The 23,992-nt window shown below is 37.9% G+C and carries 26 protein-coding genes; 17 read left to right on the top strand and 9 right to left on the bottom strand.

Annotation, left to right across the window (positions count from 1 at the left end):
* The first annotated feature begins 4 nt into the window (after positions 1–4).
* The 7 genes from MKY65_RS17920 to MKY65_RS17890 all read left to right on the top strand — a co-directional run bounded on the left by MKY65_RS17920 (position 5) and on the right by MKY65_RS17890 (position 7,175).
* Positions 5–1,843, top strand: coding sequence for a hypothetical protein (locus MKY65_RS17920; RefSeq protein ID WP_339179202.1), 1,839 nt, complete (start codon positions 5–7; stop codon positions 1,841–1,843).
* A 64-nt stretch (positions 1,844–1,907) separates the two neighbouring features.
* Positions 1,908–3,149, top strand: coding sequence for a hypothetical protein (locus tag MKY65_RS17915; RefSeq protein ID WP_339179199.1), 1,242 nt, complete (start codon positions 1,908–1,910; stop codon positions 3,147–3,149).
* A complete protein-coding gene (locus tag MKY65_RS17910; protein WP_339179197.1) occupies positions 3,146–5,392 on the top strand; it encodes a phage tail protein in 2,247 nt (748 codons plus the stop codon). Before MKY65_RS17915 ends, MKY65_RS17910 begins: the two co-directional genes overlap by 4 nt.
* Positions 5,373–5,579 (top strand): hypothetical protein, encoded by a 207-nt coding sequence (locus tag MKY65_RS17905; RefSeq protein WP_339179195.1) that lies wholly within the window; start codon positions 5,373–5,375, stop codon positions 5,577–5,579. Before MKY65_RS17910 ends, MKY65_RS17905 begins: the two co-directional genes overlap by 20 nt.
* On the top strand, positions 5,579–5,794 hold the full coding sequence (locus tag MKY65_RS17900) for a hypothetical protein (RefSeq protein ID WP_339179193.1): 216 nt from the start codon (positions 5,579–5,581) through the stop codon (positions 5,792–5,794). Before MKY65_RS17905 ends, MKY65_RS17900 begins: the two co-directional genes overlap by 1 nt.
* Positions 5,795–5,885: 91 nt before the next feature.
* Complete coding sequence (locus MKY65_RS17895; RefSeq protein WP_339179192.1) at positions 5,886–6,320, top strand: phage holin family protein; 435 nt, start codon at positions 5,886–5,888, stop codon at positions 6,318–6,320.
* A gap of 57 nt (positions 6,321–6,377) precedes the next feature.
* Positions 6,378–7,175, top strand: coding sequence for a peptidoglycan recognition family protein (locus tag MKY65_RS17890; protein WP_339179189.1), 798 nt, complete (start codon positions 6,378–6,380; stop codon positions 7,173–7,175).
* Between the two features lie 22 nt (positions 7,176–7,197).
* Here MKY65_RS17890 and MKY65_RS17885 read toward each other — a convergent pair whose 3' ends face one another.
* The 5 genes from MKY65_RS17885 to MKY65_RS17865 form a co-directional block, all read right to left on the bottom strand.
* Complete coding sequence (locus MKY65_RS17885) at positions 7,198–7,485, bottom strand: cysteine peptidase family C39 domain-containing protein (protein WP_339179188.1); 288 nt, start codon at positions 7,483–7,485, stop codon at positions 7,198–7,200.
* A gap of 13 nt (positions 7,486–7,498) precedes the next feature.
* Positions 7,499–7,642 carry a hypothetical protein gene (locus tag MKY65_RS17880; RefSeq protein WP_339179185.1) on the bottom strand — a complete coding sequence of 48 codons (144 nt, stop codon included), beginning with the start codon at positions 7,640–7,642 and terminating at the stop codon, positions 7,499–7,501.
* Positions 7,639–7,791: a ribbon-helix-helix domain-containing protein gene (locus MKY65_RS17875; RefSeq protein ID WP_339179184.1), complete on the bottom strand. Its 153-nt coding sequence runs from the start codon at positions 7,789–7,791 to the stop codon at positions 7,639–7,641. The genes MKY65_RS17880 and MKY65_RS17875 overlap by 4 nt, the downstream gene beginning before the upstream one ends.
* 101 nt (positions 7,792–7,892) lie before the next feature.
* Positions 7,893–8,444, bottom strand: coding sequence for a DUF4428 domain-containing protein (locus tag MKY65_RS17870; RefSeq protein ID WP_339179183.1), 552 nt, complete (start codon positions 8,442–8,444; stop codon positions 7,893–7,895).
* Positions 8,445–8,509: 65 nt separating this feature from the next.
* Complete coding sequence (locus MKY65_RS17865) at positions 8,510–8,713, bottom strand: helix-turn-helix transcriptional regulator (RefSeq protein WP_339179180.1); 204 nt, start codon at positions 8,711–8,713, stop codon at positions 8,510–8,512.
* Positions 8,714–8,931: 218 nt separating this feature from the next.
* Between MKY65_RS17865 and MKY65_RS17860 the strand changes: the two genes are divergently transcribed.
* Both MKY65_RS17860 and MKY65_RS17855 read left to right on the top strand, forming a co-directional pair.
* Positions 8,932–10,059: an FtsK/SpoIIIE domain-containing protein gene (locus tag MKY65_RS17860; RefSeq protein ID WP_339179178.1), complete on the top strand. Its 1,128-nt coding sequence runs from the start codon at positions 8,932–8,934 to the stop codon at positions 10,057–10,059.
* Positions 10,001–10,588, top strand: coding sequence for a replication-relaxation family protein (locus tag MKY65_RS17855; protein WP_339179176.1), 588 nt, complete (start codon positions 10,001–10,003; stop codon positions 10,586–10,588). Before MKY65_RS17860 ends, MKY65_RS17855 begins: the two co-directional genes overlap by 59 nt.
* Before the next feature lie 616 nt (positions 10,589–11,204).
* On the opposite strand, the gene MKY65_RS17850 is transcribed toward MKY65_RS17855, so the two are convergent.
* Together MKY65_RS17850 and MKY65_RS17845 are read right to left on the bottom strand one after the other, a co-directional pair.
* Positions 11,205–12,566, bottom strand: a complete 1,362-nt coding sequence (locus tag MKY65_RS17850) for a PQQ-dependent sugar dehydrogenase (protein ID WP_339179175.1) — start codon at positions 12,564–12,566, stop codon at positions 11,205–11,207.
* A gap of 897 nt (positions 12,567–13,463) precedes the next feature.
* Positions 13,464–13,607, bottom strand: a complete 144-nt coding sequence (locus MKY65_RS17845; protein ID WP_339179172.1) for a hypothetical protein — start codon at positions 13,605–13,607, stop codon at positions 13,464–13,466.
* 50 nt (positions 13,608–13,657) lie between these two features.
* Here MKY65_RS17845 and MKY65_RS17840 point away from each other — a divergent pair, with 50 nt between their 5' ends.
* Both MKY65_RS17840 and MKY65_RS17835 read left to right on the top strand, forming a co-directional pair.
* Complete coding sequence (locus MKY65_RS17840) at positions 13,658–13,903, top strand: helix-turn-helix transcriptional regulator (protein ID WP_339185298.1); 246 nt, start codon at positions 13,658–13,660, stop codon at positions 13,901–13,903.
* A 9-nt stretch (positions 13,904–13,912) separates the two neighbouring features.
* Entirely contained in the window at positions 13,913–14,134 is a 222-nt protein-coding gene (locus MKY65_RS17835; protein ID WP_339179170.1) for a hypothetical protein, read from the top strand.
* 75 nt (positions 14,135–14,209) lie between these two features.
* Here the strand turns inward: MKY65_RS17835 and MKY65_RS17830 are convergent, their stop codons facing one another.
* Positions 14,210–15,523, bottom strand: a complete 1,314-nt coding sequence (locus tag MKY65_RS17830; protein ID WP_339185296.1) for an LLM class flavin-dependent oxidoreductase — start codon at positions 15,521–15,523, stop codon at positions 14,210–14,212.
* Between the two features lie 226 nt (positions 15,524–15,749).
* Positions 15,750–16,679 carry a hypothetical protein gene (locus MKY65_RS17825; protein WP_339179168.1) on the bottom strand — a complete coding sequence of 310 codons (930 nt, stop codon included), beginning with the start codon at positions 16,677–16,679 and terminating at the stop codon, positions 15,750–15,752.
* A gap of 299 nt (positions 16,680–16,978) precedes the next feature.
* Here MKY65_RS17825 and MKY65_RS17820 point away from each other — a divergent pair, with 299 nt between their 5' ends.
* The 6 genes from MKY65_RS17820 (at position 16,979) to MKY65_RS17795 (ending at position 23,991) form a co-directional block, all read left to right on the top strand.
* A complete protein-coding gene (locus MKY65_RS17820) occupies positions 16,979–17,632 on the top strand; it encodes a GntR family transcriptional regulator (RefSeq protein ID WP_042530443.1) in 654 nt (217 codons plus the stop codon).
* A 307-nt stretch (positions 17,633–17,939) separates the two neighbouring features.
* Positions 17,940–19,058, top strand: a complete 1,119-nt coding sequence (locus tag MKY65_RS17815; protein WP_339179163.1) for a zinc-binding dehydrogenase — start codon at positions 17,940–17,942, stop codon at positions 19,056–19,058.
* A 100-nt stretch (positions 19,059–19,158) separates the two neighbouring features.
* Positions 19,159–19,992 (top strand): N-acyl homoserine lactonase family protein, encoded by an 834-nt coding sequence (locus MKY65_RS17810; protein WP_193063509.1) that lies wholly within the window; start codon positions 19,159–19,161, stop codon positions 19,990–19,992.
* A gap of 88 nt (positions 19,993–20,080) precedes the next feature.
* A complete protein-coding gene (locus MKY65_RS17805) occupies positions 20,081–21,526 on the top strand; it encodes an aldehyde dehydrogenase family protein (RefSeq protein WP_339179160.1) in 1,446 nt (481 codons plus the stop codon).
* A gap of 88 nt (positions 21,527–21,614) precedes the next feature.
* Positions 21,615–22,742, top strand: a complete 1,128-nt coding sequence (locus MKY65_RS17800) for a zinc-dependent alcohol dehydrogenase family protein (RefSeq protein WP_339179158.1) — start codon at positions 21,615–21,617, stop codon at positions 22,740–22,742.
* Positions 22,743–23,139: 397 nt separating this feature from the next.
* Positions 23,140–23,991 (top strand): CoA ester lyase, encoded by an 852-nt coding sequence (locus MKY65_RS17795; RefSeq protein ID WP_339179157.1) that lies wholly within the window; start codon positions 23,140–23,142, stop codon positions 23,989–23,991.
* Position 23,992: the final 1 nt, after the last annotated feature.

Genomic DNA, 23,992 nt, shown 5'->3' with positions numbered 1-23,992 from the left:
GCCGATGGCTAGAAAAGAAATAAAGGGTCCTATTAATGATCAGACATTGAACAATACGAATTCCAATTTTATAGAGCTGTATAAAGAATATATAGAGGCTGGACTAAATGCTGCGGACGCACGCAAAAAAGCAACGAGGGCTGTAGCAGATTCAACGATAGCTAAAGATACAGCAGAAACTACAAGAGAAGAAATGCTGGCTATTATTCGTGAGCAAACACAGAATGGTGACCTCGCTCCAGAGATTGCTCAAGCTCGAGGTGGAGAAGCTACTTTGGGAGAAAGATTTAATTCAGTTGATTCACAGTTGGCACAAACTGAGACGAGTTTAGAATCGATCGAAAATGCCAACGCGCAGGTTGTTCTACCCATGAAAAATTACCTTGGTAATTATGAGAACATCCATCCAAAAGTATTGCACTTTAAAAATGGTTGGAATGGTTACAAATATTGGATGGCTTATACTCCATACCCATCAGGTGCAACACAACATGAAAATCCGTGTATTTCAGTATCTAATGATATGAGAAAATGGGGGACACCAGAAGGGATGACAAATCCGTTAGCTTATGCGCCAAATAATGGATATAATTCGGATACACATTTACTTTATCGGGCTGATTTAGATAGGTTAGAAGTATGGTGGAGACCGGTTGACGATTTAAATAAAAAGTATTATATCGTAAGAAGTACATCTTTAAATGGTGTTGATTGGACAGAGTTGGAGACTATCTACACTGCCGACAGTCACGCAGAAGACATGTTAAGTCCAGCCGCGATTTTTGAAGATGGAAAATATAAGGTATGGTATTGTGCTGGCTACGCAGAAGGAGTGAAATACGCCGAATTGAACTCATCAGCTTCCGAGTGGTTGTTTACGAGAGAAGACGTAAATATAGATTGGGGTAATTTAAGCGCATGGCACATTGATGTCATTAGAACAGATAAAGGTATAGAAATGGCGGTTTGTGCGTACCCGCCCGGAGGAAACGGAAGTTCAGCGGATTTGTATTATGTACTTCAAAGACCAGATGGCACGCTTACGAAACCAAAACTAATGCTGAAAAGGAGCAGTAACCCCAATGCTTTCGATAGCAAATCTATTTACCGGAGCAGTCTTTTGAAAGAAGGTAATAATTACTATTTATTTTATTCGTCCATTGCTAACGACAACAGGCGTGCTTTGTCACTTTCTTATGGCATTGAACCAACAGCATTAAACGGCATAAAAACAATAGACAGATTTGAGACAACTCCAAGTTCAAAATTTGTATACATTACAGCTCCTGCAGCATTAACAAATTATGATGTAAGTAATATTGACGATATTTTTGTAATCGGAAACGGAAAAGTTACTATAAATTCTTTGAAAGGCGCATACCGCGGAAAAAAAGTTAGTCTCATAGTTAATGGCTCGAATGTAGAAATTGAATTAAAGCACGGCAGTAATTTCTATTTACCCTATCAAAAAGATTATTATATGAGCATTAAAGAAGATATTGTTACTGATTTAATTTGCATTACAGATGACGGAGATTCTTGGAGAGCGGATGTGCGACACAAAAACAAAGAAATATTTGTTAGGTCTAACCTAAATGACTATGATGTTAGGGGAATCGACGTGTTGTTTTCATCAAACTCTCTAACTGTCAATTCCTTAAAAAATGGAAGGATTGGTCAACGAATAGACTTTGTATTACAATCTAGCGCGACAATTATATTTAAGTATAGCGACAAGTTGATAACGCCTAATTTACAAGATTACACATTGGATATTAGTAAAGTTGGAGTTACCCTTATTTGTACTAGAGAAGGCGAAAATGAGCAATGGAGAGTTTTTTAAACAGTCTATTGAATAAATTATAATGTAAAACTATAATGAAGAGAGGTGATAAGGAGGAAGTAACTTGAAAAATATATTTTCTTTATTTTTATTTGTATTATTTTTAGCAAGTGGGCTTTACATGACCGATTTATTTAACGACGTAGCTTTATTCGTTATCCTTGCATCAACAGTTGTTTTGATTTTCTTTTTGCTATTGCTTAAAGAAAAGGAATTAAAAGTTAATCTGTTACTGTTTACGCTAATGTCTTTGGTGTTTATATCTATTGTAATAAGCGCTCTGATTAATAACGATATTAGCTTATTTTATCAAGCGTTAGTTATTTATTTTAGTTATTTAGGTTTGGCGATTATGCATAATCGTATCTATTTAAAAGACGGATTGGGAAAGATGTTTAAGATAGTTTTAATAACCCAAACACCCTTAGTTTTTACGGTATTTTACGGCTTCGATTTTCCTTTACAAGGGATTTTTTATAATCCTAATTCTATGGGATTAACCGCAGCGACGGTTTACGTAATTATTTTAACTTATTTGCTGGCAAACTTAGAACAGGAGCTTATCCAAAACGGAAAATTTTTAACCGCAAAAAACTTATTTATTACGATGCTATGCATGTTTCTTTTCTTGGTAACAGTCGGGTCGGAAAGTAGGACAAGTTCTGTTACGATAGCGGTTGCTACGGCTTTAGCGGTAGTCGTTATTCTTTTCAAAGGATTAACTTCCAAAAGATATAAATCGACGTTTAAATCTATATTCGCAACATTACTTATGCCCTTTATTTTGTTTTTAGTTTACAATTTCCCCCCATTAAAAACTTACTTGTATAATAATATTTTGTACAAGTTTGAAGCTAGAGCAGCATCAGATAATATGTTAAGTACAAGAGACATCGCCTGGCAAAAAACCATAAACGACGCAACTATGTTTGGTAATGGTAGAGAATATTTCGATCAGCAGGTAGGAATCCAAGCGCACAACACCTTCATAAGTTTCCTTGGTCAATATGGATGGATTACATTAATATTGTTTATTTTGTTTTTATTAGTTTCAGCTCGATATGCTTTGATATTTGCTAGAAGGGATCAGAGCAAATATAAATATACACCTTTATTTTTGATATTATCCTTTGTTTTATTATCAACGGCTGAAATTATGACGCATAAAGCATTAATGTTTGCGATGTTTAGTACTATTGGGTTTGTTTCGATTAAATCTCATAGAAAAACAGCACGGGATGAACAAAATATCAAAATTCAACCAATTAAAAATAGTAAATATAACGCTCCTGGAAACTATGTTTGATCAAAGTCGGAACAAAATGCAACACAGTGAATTTTCGAACAATTAATAAAGGCATCTCTTTGGAGGTGTCTTTTTCTTTTGGAAATGAGGTGATCAAAATCAACGGACAACCATCATTATTCTTACGGGATTTAACAGGAAAAGAATACCCGGCAATGGCTGAAGTAAATAGAAAAAAACGAGTAAATGGACAGCGTGAATTATCGCTGTCCTTTTTGTATGACGAGATAAACCAAGACTTTATGCACGACATTGAATTTGGATGGCAGATACTTTTTAAAGGGGAATGGTACACAATCACCAGTCCATCTTATGCTTTGGATGGTGACAAATTCTCAGTTGGTGCAGATGCTGTTTTATCTTTCTTTGTGGATTTAAACGGACATTATTTACAGGATGAAGTGGAAAACAAATCATCTACACCAGCCAACTTTTTCAGGGATTTATTTGATGGAACAGGTTATAACTATGTATTGGTTGACAATCTAACTGCCAACACACTTAGTTATCAAGCAAACCAAAGCAAGACAGAGCGCTTCCTATATGGGGTTGATCGGTTTGAAGGTGAATATGTCATTAGAGGAAAATTAGCCTATATACACGGTTTAATTGGCTCTGATAAAGATGTTATTTTGCATGAAGATTTAAACATCCAGGATGTATCCATCGAGGTGGACGGAAATGGATTTCACACATGGGCAAAAGGGTTCGGTGACAAAGACGAAAATGAGGAAGACAGTGACTATAAATTAGAGGTGGAAGAACACATCCCTGCGTTAGTCGAAAAGCACGGTTGGATTGAAGGTCCTGCAATTAGAGACGGTTCTTACAAGCTTGGGGATAATTTGAAAAGCGCTGTAAGGAAGCAGATAGAGAACAGCTTTCAAATATCTACAACCATTAATGCAGTCGATTTATCTAATAACGGATACTCAGAAATGCAATTTGAAGAAGGTGACCGTATTTGGTTATATGTTACCGATTTAAAACAGAATCAACAGGTCAGAGTCGTTGAGATTGATGAAACCTTTGATTGGGAAGGAACAATTATTTCATCTCAATACACCGTCGGAAACGAAGGCATTGCTGCACGATATAAAACACAGCAATACAGCACATTAAAAGATTTTCGTGATATTGCATCCGGCAGAAAGAAATTAGAATACAATTGGCTCCCAGAAGCAATACAGCGTGCATCCAATATTATAAACGGAAACCTAGACAGTCATTTTAAATATGGCGCTGGTGAAATTATTGGTATCAATAAAAGCAATCCAAATGGATATATGCGGTTTAATACAGACGGCATCGGATTTAGTCGTGACGGTGGTAAAACGTATCGCAGTGCTATGACTTATGAAGGTATTGTGGCGGATGCTATAACCGCCGGAACGCTTAGAGGTATTGTGATTGAGGGTGTCGATATTTTTGGTGGATATGTTCAAAGTTTAAATAATGATAATACTTTCTGGGACTTGGGTTCAGGTTTGCTCACAATGGAAAACACTGAATTTCAGTTAGGTGGTGGCGCCGATATCCAATTCCTAGATGGAGCAAATAGATTGTACTATCAACGTAATGATTGGGCTTCCGGTTTCGGTGTCGGGACATCAATAAACAACACTTATCCTTTTGCATCTTTAGGTGTTAGTAAAGGCGGGAAGCCGCATGCTAACGATTTATCAGATTTTAGCGGTTTCATTGCTAACGCAAACGACAGAGAAGGAGTTGATGATATTGGTAACTCTGCTGTCGGAAACAGATTCCACGTGAGAGATAAAGCTATTGGATTCATAAAAGGGTTTTTATTTAATATAAACGTCGAAAGACCTTACTTTTCTCCGATTAACACTGGAACAGTTGGGTATGATTTGGGTTCCGAAAATAATAAATGGGGTAATGTGCATGCATGGACTTATCACGGTGGTATGGCTCAATCGTCCACGCATGCATCAAAGACAGCCATTGAAGATATCGACCCAAGAAAGGCGTTTGATTATTTCGACATGATGCATCTCAAATCTTTTTACTACAAAGAAGATGACATCACAAATAAATATAACCGCCGAGTAAGTCCAATTATAGAACAACTGGACCCAGTTCTAGAAAATTTATTTAAAGCATCACCAGATGAATTAGATTTTAATAGTAACTTTTTCTTACTTGTACAAGCTGTAAAGCATAAATGGGAAGAATTTAACGAAAGATTGGAGATGTTAGAACGTGGAACAGAAACAGCCTAATAAAGATTATATAAGTGGTTCATTGCAACAACAACTTTCTGAAATGAATTTTAAAGTGGCAGAAAGAGAAGCAGTGATTATAGAGCAACAGGAAAAAATTGTTGAACTTGAAGCGAAGATGGAAGAACTCCGTAAAGAAGTTGGAGAAAAAGCTAAGTCAACCACAAATAACAAAGGGGCGAAGTAATGTTTATTTCCAAGAAAAAACTAAACCAATTGCTTAACGATGCTAAAAATGAAGGATATTCAGCAGGTTATGAAGATGGTTACTCTAAAGGGAATGAAAAAGGATATTCAGCTGGTTATCATAATGGACTGATTGCTGATAAAAAAGGTATAAGGTTCACCGGCAATGGAATTTATTTTTTTGAGAATGGTATTGAGAAAGCAAGCGCTAAATAAGCGTTATTTTTTATGGTATTTCATAAAGAGAAGTCTTTTTAAATAATGGATTAGAAGGGGGATAATTAAATATGGATAAGGAGATGAGAAGATGGGCGGTGTTAATTTGGAGCACTTAGAGGTAGTTCGGTTTTATTTATTTGGGGATGTGAAATTCTTGCATCTCCTTTTGTTATTGATGGCATTAGATATTATCACGGGGCTTGTGAAAGCGTGGAAGAATAAAAATTTATGGAGCAGAAAAAGTCTGTTCGGTTTTGCGCGTAAAGTATTGGTGCTTGTAGTAATTATACTTGCCAATGTGATTGACCAGATACTTGGTTTAAACGGAGCGGTGACTTATGCAGCAGTGCTTTTTTATATCGCAAATGAAGGATTAAGCATTATTGAAAACCTTGCAGATGTTGGTGTACTCGTACCACAAGAACTGGCTGAAAAGTTACGATCCATTGATGGAGATAAATCAAAAAATAAATCAATTGGTAAAGAAATTAAAGATGAATTCACAAGTAAGAGCAAAGAGTAGCTACGGCTGCTCTTTTTAATTTATAAGGAGGTTTTATATATGGCAAAAGTAACTGATTTGCGAGGGAAAGTAATGGGCGGCGGAGATAAGCGTTCTAGGATAACTAAAATTGCTCGCCATCATTCTGCGACAACTTCTGGAAACGTTAATTCGTTTCAGAACCATTGGCGTTCATTAGGCTGGAAAACAGGTGGATATCATGAAATTATTTTACGTGACGGCACCGTACAACTCTGCTACGACAGCAATGTTGTAACAAACGGCGTGTATGGTCATAATCAAAATACGTATCATATTTGTGTAGTAGGCAATGGCTCGTTTACTGCAGCGCAAGAAAAAGCGTTTGAGGAACGAGCGAAATACAATTTAAACCGGTTTGGATTAAAAGCGTCTGACGTATTAGGTCATCGGGAATTTTCTGGAGCAAGTACATCTTGTCCTGGCATCAATATGAATACGGTTCGGAGTCGTTTGAGCGGCAGCACATCTAATTCAACATCTAGCAAGCCTTCCAAGCCAAGCAGTGGTCTAGCTGTAGATGGTAAATGGGGTAATTCAACTACTCTTGCGTTACAAAAAGCGCTAGGCACACCACGGGATGGGATTATCAGCAAACAGCCTAGAAACTCTGTTACTCAATCCTTGTATGGTAATACAGTGCAATTTGGTAATGGGGGCAGTAATGTGATTGTGGCATTGCAAAAGAAAGTTGGCGCTACGGCAGATGGAAAACTTGGACCTGCAACTATCAGAGCGTTACAAAAACATCTTGGAACTCCAGTAGACGGCGCATTAAGCCGCCCATCTATGGTGGTGGAAGAGATGCAGCGCAGATTAAATGCAGGTACGTTTTAATTTTAAAAAATAAGCCCTCACTTCATCGTGGGGGTTTATTTTCATTTATGAATTGATTAAAATCGGAAATATAATCCTCTACACTTTCAAAATATTTATATCCAGATTTATTAAAAAGCCAATCCATCAGCGTGTTATCCATATATCTTGCGAATGTGCAATACTTGACTAGATTTATCTGAGCCGGATCAATTATTTTCATTATAAGTTCCTGTTGCCCGTTAACGACATAGTAATGCTCTTCTTTATTGTCTACATAGTAACAAAATGTTATTTTCCATTCCTTGAAATAATTATCATGAACACTCATTTTATATCCTCCATTATTTAAACAATTTCCTTATCGTTTTCCCAGCGGCACGACCCGTCACACGTCTGCCAATCCTTTTGCCGACTGTTCCTTTTCTCACACTATCCACATCATTCCAGATGCGGAGAAACTTATATATGCTTGATTTAAGACTCATCGTTCATCCCCCTTTTGATTTTCTCTAATGTATTTTTCTATCCAGTTGCGAATCAGTGCAGATTTATTTACACTATTTTCTTTAATAACTTTATCGAACTCATTTAGTAACTCTTCATCAAGTCTAATCGTTAATCCTTTTTGTTTCATTTGATTAATCCTTTCGTTTTGATTTATTAATTATATATTATCATACATTGCAATACAATGCAATACGTATTGTAAAGTTTTTGCAAAAAAAATAAAAAGCCTTAACTATCAAGGCTTTCATCATCCATCCTATAAAATTTATTAGTAAAATCCACAATGTATTCTTTCATTGTTTCCTCATCAATTTTTCCTTCTTTATATGCTTGTTCGCATTCTCTGATAAAAGCAATAAGATGGTCTTCGGGGGAATTGATGGAATCATGTTGCTTATTTTTCTTTCTCTTTTTGATGACTCTATACCCGATATATAAAGGAGGAACCCAGACGGCTGCAGTGGTGTGGTAACCAGCTCTCCTGATTGCTTTGCTTTTCTCACCTAATTTTTCTCCGAAGTTAATCGATTTATCACCCGATTCAATTAACTTTTCGCTAATCTTATCCCACTTCGATTCCGGTTCGGGCATGTTGTTATTTTCTTCAATCTTATCCTTTATTTCTTCCACAGTTAAATCTTTATCGTTATTTTTAATTTGTTCTTTGAATGAAAAAGCAGTCACATAACAGTCGTTGCAGATAAAGTCACCATCTTTTATTTTTCTTCTGGTTAATTTACTTGTTTTTTTATCACATACAGCACAAGTTTCTTTTGCCATAAAAAATCACCTCTTAATTTTATGTATAATCAAATTATACCGCATTTAGTACACAAAAAACATATTTAATCATCATCAATCCATTCATACAATTCATCAACTTTACAATTTAAAATATTAGCAAGTTTAAAAAGCTTTTCTACAGATGGTTTTCCTCTGTTGTGTATCCACCTTGAGATTACAGTAGGAGCAACTCCAATCTGTTCTGCAACCCATCTGTGTTTTAACCCCTTGCTATCAATAACTTCTCCGATTCTGCTTTTTATCATTTTTATCACCCATATTATATATTCTACAAATATTTTTATTTTCCTTCTCCCCTCGCCCTCCCCTCCAGAAACCTGGCACTCATTCTTCGTATTTGTGTACTTAAAAAGTAATCAATTTAAGAATCTCTGCATATAGATATATCAACAAACGAATATGCGTACGAATACTTAACCGCACGAATACCAAAGCGCATAGTCGTACGAATAGGGGTGCGAATATGGATTTATTGATTGGTGGAGGCTTGGCTGCATTCACGATTTATGCAGCTGCAAAATGGAATAAATCTGATAAAGAAAAAATTCAGCACACGTTTAGGAATTTAAATTACAAAGTAAAGGAAAAGGAGCCGAAGCATTTTAAAACTCACAGGACAGATCAATACACTTTATACAGTTATCATGTGCCATATGGTTTGGTGGACGATGAGAAATTGCAAGTGTTAGAGAAGGTGCTTAATAAGCCGGTGAAGGTATCTTTTGTCAATCAGAAGTTGCACATTAAAGTATATAAACAAACGTTGCCTAATGAGGTTAAATACGATTGGAATAAGACAGAAGGGTGGACTTTGCCTATTGGAACGTCATTAGATGGTCCAGTTACACATGATTTTGATAAGATCCCGCATATGACAATTGCCGGGATGACCAGGCAAGGAAAGTCGGTGTTATTAAAATTAATATTAGGGCACTTGATTAATAACAATCCGGATGACGCTGAATTTTATATTCTTGACTTAAAAGAAAAATTAGAGTTTGGTCCTTACGAAAATCTAAAACAAGTAAAAGGTGTCGCTGGAAATGTGTATGAATCAAAAGAAATGTTGGAAGTCGTATTGAAAGATATTAAATCAGATATGGCTGTTTTCCGAAAAAAAGGATACACAAATATCCTTGACACAGACATCAAGAAAAGAAAATTTATTATAGTGGATGAAGCTGCGGAACTTGCTCCTCCATCTTTTGCAAGTAAAGATGACAAAAAGCCGTATAAATACTGCCAACACGTATTATCAGAAATAGCTCGCATTGCTGGAGCGTTGGGGTACCGATTAATATTCGCTTGCCAATATCCCACAGCAGAAAACATGCCAAGACAGATAAAACAAAATGCTGATGCTAAGATTAGTTTCCGTTTACCAACAGAAGTTGCCAGCCGTGTGGCGTTGGATGAGCAGGGCGCAGAGGCGTTAAATAATGTCGGGAGAGCTATTTATCGCACAGCAGAGAAACACGTCATACAGGTGCCAAACGTGGCTGATACGGATATCAAAAGGAGGTTTGTTGACTATGTTAGCACAGCAAAAAAGACAACAGAGAGACGAATTGATTCTGTTGAGTTTGGATAATCTTACGTATGCCACAAGAGAGCAACTACAGGTGATAAATAATCTTGGTGGCGACAGAAATGCACAGCGTATTTTATCCAGAATGGAAAAAGATAAATTATTACTTGCTGCACGGATGGAGAAAAAAATATATTATTTATCCAATAAAGGAAAACAGATAATCGGATCAAACCAAGGGAAATTAAATAAAAAAGAAATCACGCATGTGTTAATGCGTAATGACTTATACATTAAATTAGGGATGCCCTCTGACTGGAAAAAAGAATGGCCAGTTAAATGGGGTGAAAATAAATTAATTCCAGATGCCACTTTTAGAAAGGCGGGGGAGTATCATTTTATCGAAATAGACAATCAGCAAACGATGGCAACCAATATCGAAAAGATAAAAAAATATAAGGAACTGTCTTATGTTATTTTCCAGCAATACAATCATCGGCCGACTGTCATTTGGTATGCTGCATCTGAATTACGGAAAAAGAAGTTAGAAAAGCTTTGTGTTGAGTATGGATTGAAGTTTCAAATTCATTAAAAAAAGGAGAGGATTTTACCTCTCCTTTGGCAACATTTTTGGCAACAAACCAATAAAAATAATTGTTTATTGGATGGCATAGCCCATGCCTTAAAACGTTGAATAATAAGCATTTATGGTGGTTTGTAAACATCAATAATATACCTTTAAACGACTCCCTCCGTCTCCATTTTAGTTTTATCAAACAATTTCATGAAGTTTCAATGAGTGTCAAAAACCTTGGTTTGATAGGGTTTTTGACACTTTTTTTATTTCATTGAATTTAAACGTAACGTGGTCAACGTAGTTAAATACAGCGATAAGGAATTTTCCGTACATCGGGGCACCCCTCATAAGCCAACAATTTAAATCCATTTTTCGGATCTCCACAGTCGTGAAATTTTTTCACTTCTTTCGAAACGATTGGACGAATTCTAGAACGGTGCTTTTTCTCAAAACAATCCCAATGACCATGATCGTCAAAAAATATACGCTTTAAAATATTAGTCTCCATATTAAAAAATACCATGAACACGGGGGCCATGGTATTTCTAATTTTTATGCTTTCTTTAATATTGTCAAGCGCCTTAAGTTAATGACATTGACATAGGGTCGGGTGCTTTTAGAGAATAATAAATTATTCCGCGTCATCGTCTTCATCAGTATCAACATCGTCTTCTTCTGTGCCTTCACCTGCAGCAGTAATCTTATAAATCAGACCGCCATCAGTGATTGCAACAAGCGCGCCATCCTCAGTCACAAGAATATCCCGGAAACGTTCGCCTTCTTCCGTTAATAGACGTTCTTCTCCAACGATGAGGTCATTTTCAATAACGACACGTACAATATAGTTCGGCGCTAAACCACCGATGAACATGTTGTTCTCCCATTCAGGAATTGCATCATTATCGTAGAATGACATACCACTTGGTGCACTTGTTGGATCCCAATAATATACTGGTTCAACAAAGCCATGTGCGTCGTGTTCTGAAATACCATCATTGATTAATTCACCAGTGTACTCGATACCATAAGAAACAATTGGCCATCCATAGTTAGAACCTGGTTCAATAATATTCAGTTCATCCCCAGCTTGTGGACCGAATTCAACTATCCATAGGTCTCCTGTTTCAGGATGGAAGTCAACACCTTGAATATTACGGTGACCGTAGCTGTAAATACCATCTAGTGCGTCTTCATCTTCAATAAATGGATTCGTATCTACTGCTTCTCCATCTTGTGTAATGTGAATTACTTTACCTAAATAAGCATCTAGGTCTTGTGCACGTTCGCGAATTGGATCATCAGACCGCTCACCAGTTGTTAAGAATAGGTTGTCATCATCATCAAAGATAATACGTCCACCATAGTGTAAGTCACCATCATATGCTGGTACTGCTTGGAAGATTATTTCAAAATCTTCAAGTGAGGCTTCATCTTCTGATAAAACACCTTTACCGACAGCAGTTACAGTACCATCTTCAATATCTTGAGCAAACGTCATAAATACTAATCTTGATTCGTCAAAATCAGGTGCAATGGTTACATCAAGTAAACCACCTTGACCTTCGTTATTTACTTCTGGTGTACCTTCGACTGGATCTGAAACAGAGCCATCTTCAAGGTTTATAATAAGAAGTTCTGCTGAATCTCTTTGCGTAACAAGTAAGCGGTTTGTATCAAACTCTTCCATACCCCAAGACACGTCAAGGCCCTCAACAACAACTTCCACATCAAATTCTGCTTCAGTCTCTACTTCAGGTGCTCTTGTTTGTTCTGGAAATGCTGGTTCAAACTCAGTAACTTGTGGTTCAGATTCTGCGTCTGTATCTGTATCTGCACTTTCATCAGCGTCCTCGTCAGCACTTTCCTCTGTTGCAGTATCCGAGTCATCAGTGGATTCTTCGTCTGAAGTATCACCATTGCCACATGCAGCCAAAGCCAATAAAAAGATCAGCATTGTAAAGAACATTAATCTTGACCACGAAACTTTCATCATTGTTTTTCCTCCCCATTTTAAAAATATTAAACTGAATATATATTAAAGTTCAGTCTCCCGAAACTCAGTATCAAAAATTGGTTAAGACTTTCACAACACCACTAAATAATGAAATTCCTTTGAAAATAATGTTATCACAATTATCTATTATATTTCAAATAATTTGAATTTTTTTAATTGTAATTATTACAATTTTAGTGGCGCTTATACTTATGAATTACATATCTTATGAGTCAGAGGGCGGTTTTTCGGAAGAACCTCATATTTATATTTTTATCTTGCCCTTATTTATTGTGTTAATAATTGGTTGGAAAGAAAATAATAATAGTAAACAAAATGGAATAGCGAATAGAGAGCAATGAGATTAACTCTTATTACAAAAAAGATTTCTGGTGAGCTGTTGCCAAATCATAGAGAACAGCGTATCAGCCTTCGTAATCTTTATATACGTGGCGGGTAGGGAAGTATTTGATGACCTGCTATTCTATTGACGGAAAAAACATCTTATTACATATTAATAATCAGGTGGAAAAAAGTCATAAATTAAGCGGTTGGGAAGGAGCTCACGGTTTGGAGCTCAAGATGGACCTATAATTATAGGTAAAGGTAAGGACGTGATGCACTACATATGCTTGTGTGGTGAATTTAATTAGCCAAGCTTGTATAGATATACGGATACTACACTCATTTATATGAGGAGATATTAAAGATATTCGTTCTCAATAAAAACAAAAGACATATTGTACTTTTGTTTTTTATTTTTTGCTCAGGGAGAACTATAGCCGTTGCTATCCTCTTTATATGAGAAAACAAGCCCTTCCCCAAGTTGAAGGGCTTCTCAATTAAATTTCTTGTTTTTCAATGTTGTTAAACTCTGAAGTGTCGCGTATCGACCAATTAATTATTCCCGGTCCAGCCATAAGGCTCAGAGTAGATGATTTTCTTTTTGGGAATATTTTCAAAATATTCATTAGCCTCTTTTTGAGAGTTAGCAACCACCGTATGCTGTACCCCGTCTGTATAAATATCGAATGCTTTCATTTTAAATTCCCTCCATTATTTTTTCTCATGTTTAAAAACCAGTATTATCAATCAATCAATCAATCTATCAATATATTAAACAACCAATAATAACAAGAAATAATGTAAAGTTAACAAGAATATCCTTCCCCAAATACTCGCAGCAAGAATTAGCAAAAGAGATTGGCGTTTCCCGTCAGACGATGAACCTTATTGAAACAGAAAAATATAATCCTTCCATTAAGATTTGTCTTCTATTATGTAAGGCATTGGGTGCGAACCTGGATGATTTGTTCTGGTATGAAAATATGAAGTAAGGGAGTGATATGATGAACAATATCTCCATCACGAATGTTGTAATCGTTGTAGTTATTTTGGCTGTGAGGTTGTTGTTTTATAAATGGAAGGAAAAGAGAGGAGATTATCCCAATACTGATAACGATGATAAGCTTAAACTAAATATAAGAACAGAGCGTGGAGTATATAAAGAGGAAGACAAGCACAGTGTATCTGCCCATATCCCCCCCTTTATTCCAATCTATTTATAAATCTGTTTTGCTTCTTCATTCATTAAACGCGTAAAAACGCAGTGTTACAAATGAAGCATCGAATATAATCTACCCTTATCTGGCAACCCCTGTCATAGCACAGTGTCTTGGAATACGCAGCCCAAGATTTTCACGCAATGTATTTGCTTCATAGTTCTTTCGGAAAAGGCCCCGTTCCTGCAGAATAGGCACAACTTCATCAATAAAGTCTCCCAGATAACTTGGCAAATTAGCAATAATGATAAACCCATCAGTCGCACGTGAATCAAACCATTCTTCCATCAGGTCCGCTACTTTTTCAGGCGTTCCCATAAAAAGCGGCCGGGGTGTTGCTTCACGTAAAGCTACTTCACGCAGCGTAAGGCTTTCTTCGATTGCATCCTGCTTGATGCGGTCTGTATCACTTCTAAAACTGTTTTTCCCTAGATCTCCGACATCAGGGAAGAGTTCGTCTAGCGGATATGTTGAAAAATCATGAAATTCAAACAGTCTGCTGAGAAATGCCAGTGCCTGGTCTATCTCTACTAAACGAGCGAGTTCTTGATATTTTGCCTCAGCTTCCTCATCTGTTTTGCCGATAATAGGTGAGATTCCTTGCATGATAAACACATCTTCCGGATTTCTTCCATATTGTTTGACGCGCTGTTTCAAATCATGGTAATAATTTTGAGCTTTTGTTATTGATGGGATGATTGCAAATACGGTATCCGCTTTTTTCGCTGCTAAATCCTTCCCATCAGCAGAAGAGCCTGCCTGAAAAATCACTGGTTCACCTTGTTTAGAGCGGCCGATATTCAACGGTCCTTTAACCGAGAAAAACTCTCCAGCATGGTTTAATTCATGCATTTTTTCCTTATCTATAAATGTTCCTGTTTCTTTATCCCTTATAAACGCGTCATCTTCCCAGCTTTTCCATAACCCTTGCATCACATCGATATATTCTGATGCCTTTCTATAACGCGCCGCATGATCAGGATGATCTTTTACCTCTTGGCTAAAATTCAAGGCTGTTTTTTCAAGGCCTGATGTGACCACATTCCAGCCCGCTCTGCCACCGCTGATCATATCCAGAGAGGCAAACTGGCGTGCTGCTGAAAAAGGCTCGCTATAGGTTGTTGATAATGTGCCAACCAATCCAATATGTGAGGTAACAGCTGCCAGCGCAGATAAAATCGTAAGCGGCTCGAAACGATTCAAATAATGTGGATTAGAATGCTCATTAATGTGTAACGCATCCGCAATAAAAACAAAATCAAATTTACCTTCTTCAGCCTTTTGCGCCTGTTCTATATAAAATTTAAGGCTGACACTTGCATCTGACGGTAGCTCAGGATGTCTCCAATCAGACATTTTTTCTCCTACACCATGAATCATCGTCCCCATTTTCATTTGTCGTTGCACTTATCTTCTCCCCTTCCATTTATTTGTGACGTGATTCACAAATAAATACGAATTTATTGATATAAGCGTAAATTGATTAAAACTACTGTCCTGGCAGTTGAGTATAGATAGGATTACGCTTTATTATACAATAAAAAAATCAAAGGGAGAAGTATTTGCAGAATGACTTGATAAAGCTGGCTAACCAGCCTTGTCAAGTTATTCCATGCAAGTCTCAAATCGTATTATGAAGCGCAGTATCCTTCTCTTGCTGCCGTTTTTTCTTTTTACGCCATCCTCTAATCATGGCAAATACGGAAAATAAATAAAAGCCGATAAAAAAAGTATATAAATTCAAAAAGGCAGGCCAGATTTCGTTGGCACTTTTCGTAGCGATAAAGGTATCATCTACGTTATTATTACGATAAATCAGTGGAATACTTTCACCCAAATCATATTTATTATATGTCGTACCGGTGACTGCTTTTTTGGTTATGTAATCGTTCCCTTCTTGATCTTGAAAATGAAGGAATAGCTCATATGTTGTGTAAGAAGCACCTCTTTGTGATCGTGTTTCATTATAGTCTCCGCCTAAAACAGCCGCTGTTACTTCTGTTTGATTCCATGGATTTATTTTATGAAAAATATTTGTTGTTATTAGTGCAATGAGAATTAACCCTGTCAGAAGATAGAGCCCTAAAAGCGTTAAAAGGCTTGTCATAAATATTTTTTGCACGATGTTTTTATAGGACAGCTTATTTTTAATAAATGTTGTATTTTTCACTAAGCCAGCACCAAAGATGAACACAACTAGATATAAAGCAATAAGAATCGGAATCCCTAATAGTTTTTCAAACTGAATGTCTTTTTCTGTTACAAAGGTATCTTTGTTTTTCATGTATCCAGAAATCGTATCTCCTGCTTCAATCGATTCAAATTGCTCTTTAGATACGGTGCTTGGCCGATCTGAATTGGAAACAAGGATTTCATAACGCGGGTATAAATACAATCCTTTTTTGCTGTATTTTAATTCAATCGTTTCTTCCACTGGTTCATCTTTAATGGTACTGCTGAAATGGATATACAGCCATGTAAAACCGATTGTTATGAAAAGAAATGTGATCAAAACAAAAATACTTTTAGAATTAGTTGGTATTTCGCCCATAATTCCACCTCGCTTTCTATAGCTATAATAACGTTCTAATGATAACATAAATTTCCTTGGGATTTGGGAAAGTGTGGGAATTTTTCGTTGAGTATTATTGGAGATTAAGATGCTCTGTTAAGATTTTCTGATATGTACGAGAACGAAGATTTCACAGTGGAAAACTTAATCGTTGTTTCATTTCTTTTATTTAATTTTAGTTTAGTAAATTTTTAAAAAAGTAAAATCTTTTATTTAGATTCTTCATTTGCTATAATATGTGGATACAATATTCAAAATGGAGAATAGGAGATAAGCTTATGCCTGATCATATAAATTTAGAAATCGGTGATAGAGAAATGCTGCATAATCGTGTATGCAGTGTGTTACGGCAAGCAATCCTTAAAGGAGACTTTAAACCGGGAGAACGTTTGGTGCAAACCGAGCTTGCTTCACTTATTGGGGTAAGTCGTATGCCAATTAGAGAGGCGCTTCGAACACTAGAGCTGGAGGGACTTATTACCATGGAGCCGCATAAGGGAGCGGTCGTCCGGGAGATAAAGAAAGCAGATATTCAAGAGATATATGAATTACGCTCCGTTCTAGAAGCGTTGGCATTAAAGAAAAGTATGGAGCATTTTACCCAAGCAGATCTGAAAACCTTATCGGAATTTCATCAATCGATGCTGAATACTGCATCCAATGAAGCCTATGTCGAAAATAATGCGAAATTTCATAAAGTGTTGATCAGCCGTTGTGACAGCTCCCGCTTAGTAAGCTTTATTGATACCATTTCCATGGGCTTTGCATTGGATACGCCGCAAATCATTCCCGGTCAAATTCAAAAATCAAATAAAGAACATGCGACGATTTTAGAAGCAATTGAAAACGGAGATGCTGAAAAGGCTTCGGACGCACTTGCAAAGCACATTCAACGGACTGGGGAAGAGCTGCTTGCTATATTGGAGAAATAAAATAACAACATTTATAAAAGCATGAAATCAGAGCCATTAATAGATTCAAAGAGTGGAGAATATCAGAGAGGATAAACTTCACTCTTTTTTGTATTCAAAGAGAATCGTTTGCCATAGAGTAAAATAAAAACAAAAAATTCAAAAGATAGTTTACAAATCAAATAATATATCATAGAATTTAATTGTATCCAAAGTTACAATATCCAAAAAGTTTTGTTGTTTGTAAATGAAAGCGCTTCAAAATGGAATACCTGTTTTATTAGCAGTTATGAAGTAAATTCATCTATTACAAAGGAGGATATGAATAATGGGACAGGAATCGGAGGAGCAATACGGAAGAGTAGCTGTGATGGAAGAGCCGGAAAAGTTAAGCTATAAGGAATATAAGCTTCCAAAGGTAGAGAAAGGAGCGGTTTTATTAAAGGTACGGCGGTCCAATATCTGTGGTTCTGAATTGCATATATGGAAAGGGCTGCATCCGACGAAGAAACGGGGCGTGCTCGGGCATGAAATGGTTGGGGAAGTATATGCGCTTGGAGAAGGCGTGGAAACGGATTATGCAGGCAGTCCCGTAAAAATAGGTGACCGTATTGTTTCCGCCTATTATATTACGTGTCTAAAATGCGCTGCCTGCCGGGAGGGACACTTTCATTTATGTGAGCATGCCTATGATTTCTGGAATATGCAGCCAGAGGCAATGCCGCATTTCCATGGTACATTCGCGTCCCATTATTATATTCATCCGAATCAGTATTTTTATAAAGTCCCTGACGATGTATCCGATGCCGCAGCTGCAAGTGCCAACTGTGCCTTATCGCAGGTTTATTTTGGCTTAGATAAGTCTGGTATTTCCTTTAATCAATCGATTGTCATTCAAGGGGCTGGAGGACTTGGTTTAAATGCGGCAGCTGTTGCAAAAGAACGGGGAGCAACGGTGATTGTGATAGATGGAGTAGAGAGCAGATTACAGCAGGCAAAGAAATTTGGAGCGGATTATACAATAAATATAAATGACTATGAGACGGTGGAAGACCGAACGAATGCTATTTTAGATTTAACCAATGGAATAGGAGCTGATGTTGCTTTAGAAGTCGCCGGCGTTCCTGCCGCCTTTGCAGAAGGTATCCACTTTATCAGACCAGGAGGTAAATATGTCACGATTGGAAATATAACACCTGGAAAGCTGGTCGAGTTTGATCCAGGTCTGCTAACCAGAAAATCGATTCAGATTATCCCTGTTGTCAGGTATAACCCTTGGTATTTAAGTAAGGCTCTGCTATTTCTTTCACAGACAAAGGATATATATCCTTTTGATGAATTGCTGGATGCCGCGTTTACATTAGAAGATATCAAAACAGCATTGGATAAATCGGCAGCAAGAGAGGTAACGAGAGGAACCATTATTATGGGTGGTGATAGCGGCTAAATATAAATGTACTGCTGGGTTATGAGTCTGGATTTTGGTTTTAACAGTCAACAGAATCAGGTGAGAAATAAAAATCTATTTAACACATGGAGGGTGACTTATGAGTAAACCAAAGTTATTTGTTTTGGACACAGGCACCATGAAAATGGATAAAAATTATATGATTGCCATGCACAATCCGGCAAGTGTGGATAATCCCAGTCCGCCAGCCGAGTTTGTGGAATTTCCAGTATATGCAGTGTTAATTGATCATCCGGAAGGTAAAATCCTGTTTGACACGGGATGTAATCCGGACGGTATGGGAGAAGAGGGTCGCTGGCCGGAGGGCGTGCAAAAAATGTTTCCGTCCTTTCAGGATGAATCCTGCTATTTAATCAACCGGTTAGAACAATTGAACACCCGACCGGAGGATATTAAATATGTAGTTGCTTCGCATTTACATTTAGACCATGCAGGGTGTTTGGAATTATTTACAAATGCAACCATTATCGTCCATGACACAGAGCTCTCGAAAACCATGAAGCAGTATGCGATGACCAAAGACATGGGAGCTTACATTTGGGCAGATATCAATGCCTGGATTACCAATGATTTAAAATGGAAAACGGTTATGCCGAATGAAGATGAACTGGAGCTGGCGAAAGGGGTTAAAATTCTGAACTTTGGTCCCGGACATGCATGGGGCTTGCTTGGCCTGCATGTAGAATTACCGGGTGAGGGAGGAATTATTTTAGCTTCCGATGCAGTCTATACCTCGGAAAGCTTTGGTCCTCCTGTAAAGCCGCCAGGAATTATTTATGATTCAGTCGGATATTTAAATGCGGTAGAAAAAATTAGAAAATATGCGGAAAGGACAAATTCTCAGGTCTGGTTTGGGCATGATGCCAAGCAATTTAGGGAGTTTGTAAAATCGACAGAAGGATTTTATGAGTAATCGATAATCGGAATAAACAAGCCTTATGACCTGTATGCAGCAACGTCATGAGGCTTGTTTATGAAAGCATGGCAAGGAGGGGACGACGATGATTGATATCCATGAAAATGTTGCCGGGTCCATCATTAATGGAGAAGAAAGAAATGGAGAAAGAGAAGAACTGGCTGTAACCAATCCATATAATGGGGAGGTTATTGGAAAAATAGCATGTGCAACCACAGAGGATGTGCATGATGCCATTGATACTGCACAGCAGACTTTTGTTCAAATTATGAAGAAGATGCCGGCACATGAACGCTCTGCTATTTTGCGGAAAGCTGCTGACCGCTTGGAAGAACAAGAAGGAGCATTTGCTGATATATTGACGCTGGAGGCTGGGAAACCAATCAACGAAAGCCGCGGGGAGGTTATTCGGGCGATTCAAGTGCTGCGCTTTGCATCAGAAGGGGCAAAGTCGATTTATGGTGAACAGATTCCAATGGATAGTGCCATTGGCGGAGAACATCAAATCGGGATCACAAAGCGTGTACCGCTAGGGGTAGTTGCAGCAATTACTCCCTTTAACTTTCCATTAAATCTTGCGCTTCATAAGATTGCACCTGCCATAGCAGCCGGGAATACAGTCGTTCTTAAACCAGCAGAAAAAACACCGTTATCTTCGGTGATGCTTTATCACGTATTGGAAGAGGCAGGGCTGCCAAAAGGAGCGTTGAATATTGTGATGGGGCCGGGACAGCAGCTTGTAGAACCGCTGGTAACCCATAAGGATGTAAAAAAAGTGACGTTTACGGGAAGCGGAGCAGTCGGCTGGAAAATTCACGAAATGGCGAAAAAGAAAAAAGTAACACTGGAATTAGGATCCAATGCTCCCAATATTATTTTTGAGGATGGGGATTTAGATATTGCTGTCCAATCCATCCTGCAAGGCGGTTATACCTTTGCCGGCCAGGCATGTGTTTCTGCACAGCGGGTATATGTCCAAGAAAGTGTCTATCAGGCATTTACAGAAAAATTAGTTGCAGCAGCAGAAGCTCTAAAGCTTGGCGATCCACGTGAAGAGTCGACAGAATTAGGCCCGATGATTACAGAAGAAGCAGCAGAACGGGCGCAGTCATGGATAGAGGAAGCTGTGGCACAAGGCGCGGCATTATTAACCGGAGGACATCGAAAAGGAGCAGTTTTAGAGCCGACAATCATTGGAAGCACTACTCCCAATATGAAGGTCGTTTGCATGGAAGTCTTTGCTCCAATTGTAAGTGTCATTCCCTTTTCTAGGGAAGAGGAGGTTGTTGCCTGTGCAAATGATACGGATTTAGGGCTGCATGCCGGCGTGTTTACACGTGATATCAACCGTGCCATGCGCATGGCGGATGCTATTGAAACAGGAGGAGTCTGGATTAACGAAGTATCCGTCAGGCGTTATGACCATATGCCATATGGAGGCGTCAAAGATAGCGGGATTGGAAAAGAAGGAATTAAATATGCGATAGAAGACATGCTGGATACAAAATTTGTTGGTATAAAGCTCTATTGATCTTTATATAAACGATTTAATCCATCACAGGCTTATTTAATAATGAAATGATGTTTTGCTATAAAAATAGGATAAGGAGTAGATGATCATGAATGTGAAAACAGCTGTATTACGAACCTCCGGAGCTGAAACACCCTATGCAGAAAGCAAACCGATTAAAATTGAAACAGTTGAATTAGATGCTCCAGAATTAGGAGAAGTATTGATTCAAATAAAAGCGGCCAGCCTTTGTCACTCTGATTTATCGGTTATTAACGGCAGCAGACCAAGACCATTGCCGATGGCGCTGGGGCATGAAGCGTCCGGTGTTGTTGTAGAAGCAGGAGAAGGGGTAACAGATTTAGAAGCAGGGGATCATATCGTCTGTGTCTTCGTCCCCAGCTGTGGCCACTGTATCCCTTGTAAGGAAGGCCGTCCGGCATTATGTGAACCTGGAGCGGAATCCAATACAGCAGGAACCTTGATTGGCGGAGGAATTCGCATGCACGAAAAGGAAGAAACCATCCATCATCATGTTGGCGTATCCGCTTTTGCCGAATATGCCGTCGTATCAAGAAATTCATTAATTAAAGTCCCTAAAGAGATCCCTTTTGAAAAACTAGCACTGTTTGGTTGTGCTGTGATTACCGGCGTTGGTGCTGTTGTCAATACGGCCAATATTAAATTAGGGAGTACTGTTGCGATTATTGGTCTTGGAGGAATTGGATTAAGTGCTTTGCTGGGAGCAATCTCTGCAGGTGCGAGCAGAGTGGTTGCTGTAGATATCAATGAATCCAAATTAAAACAAGCGAAGGAGCTGGGTGCAACGGATACATTTAATTCGAAGGATCCTGATGTCATCGAACAAATCCGTGAAGCAACGAATGGTGGACTGGATTTTGCATTTGAAACCGCTGGAGCCGTTCCGGCGATGGAGGTGGCTTATGGAATAACAAAACGCGGCGGAACGACAGTTACAACAGGATTACCGCATCCGGAGCATCATTTTTCCTTTCCGTATGTGAGTTTAACTGCAGAAGAAAAAAGTATTAAAGGATCCTATGTAGGAAGCTGTGTTCCAGATCGGGATATTCCGAATTATATTCGCTTATTTAATCAAGGGAGGCTGCCGGTTGATAAATTGCTTACTGATATTATTAAGCTGGAAGAGATAAATGAAGGATTTGATAAGCTGGCGAAAGGGGAGTCATCCAGAATTATTATTAAGATAGAATGAAGTTTCCATAAAACGAAACTTCATTAGTGGGAGTTTTTGTTCTTCTCCGTGATAAAAAGTTTACTATTAAACAAAAATCCATTTAGTTTATTGCATATATCATGATAAAAGCAGGGACAGAAGCAGCGTTAAAGGATAGATGAACGAAAAAGTTCAACTCTGTTCTGTCCCGTATACATAATCAGACTTGAATTTCTTATTGCTGAAAATTACAGGTATGCTTGAATAAGAGAGAGAGTATAGTGAGTCGTTAACATAGACTTAAATTTTAAAAAAATCAAAAAATACATTTACAGAAAGCATTGTATATATTATTATTAAATTGTATCCAATATCCAATATAGAAAATGCTTATTTATTAGTTTCCATGAAACATACGTGGAAAGGAGAGATTCTGATGTACAGATCTTGGCTATTTGTTCCGGGGAATCAAGAAAAAAATCTGAACAAAGTAAAGGATTTGCAGGCCGATGTGATTATTTATGATTTGGAAGATGCTGTACCAGTGAATGAAAAAGTAATAGCCAGACAAAAAGTGAAAGAAGCAATTTGTAAGATAAGTCAACAAGTGAATTTTGTACGTGTGAATGATTTAACTACACCCTATTTTATAGAAGACTTAGATGGAATTATCGCAGAGAATCTTTCTGGAATCGTTCTGCCTAAAGTGAATAATCAACACGATATTATCATCGCAGCTTATTTGCTTGGACAAATGGAGGAAAAGTATGGTTTAGAAGAAGGCTCGCTTGCTATCGTACCATTAATTGAAACCGCTTCCGGAATTCAGAATGTCCAAGAAATCGTCTGTGCGAGTAATCGGATTTTATGTCTCTGTTTCGGAGCGGAGGATTTTATGCTTGACCTTCATATCGATGCAGGGGAAATGGGAGAAAATTTAATGTATGCCCGAACACAGCTGGTGATTGCTTCCAAAGCGGCGGGAAAAGAACCGCCGGTTGATTCTGTGTTTGTCGATTTTAAAGATGAAGCAGGATTAGAAAAGGAAACGGAACGTGCAAAGTGTGCTGGATTCCAAGGGAAGCTGCTTATTCATCCAAAACAAATTGCGCCTGTACATCATGCTTTTTCACCTACACGTGAGCAGGTGAAAGAAGCAGAAAAAATTATTGCTTTGTATGGAGAATCTTTAAAAAATGGAAAAGGTGCGCTTGAGATAGATGGAAAGATGATTGACGCTCCCGTGGTTGAACGGGCAAGAAAGGTACTATCACATGCTGACATGTAAT

The organism is Oceanobacillus sp. FSL W7-1293, assembly GCF_037969815.1.
Taxonomy (GTDB): domain Bacteria; phylum Bacillota; class Bacilli; order Bacillales; family Amphibacillaceae; genus Oceanobacillus; species Oceanobacillus oncorhynchi.
Note: the sequence above shows the minus strand (reverse complement) of the source record. Positions and strands in the feature narration are given on the sequence as shown.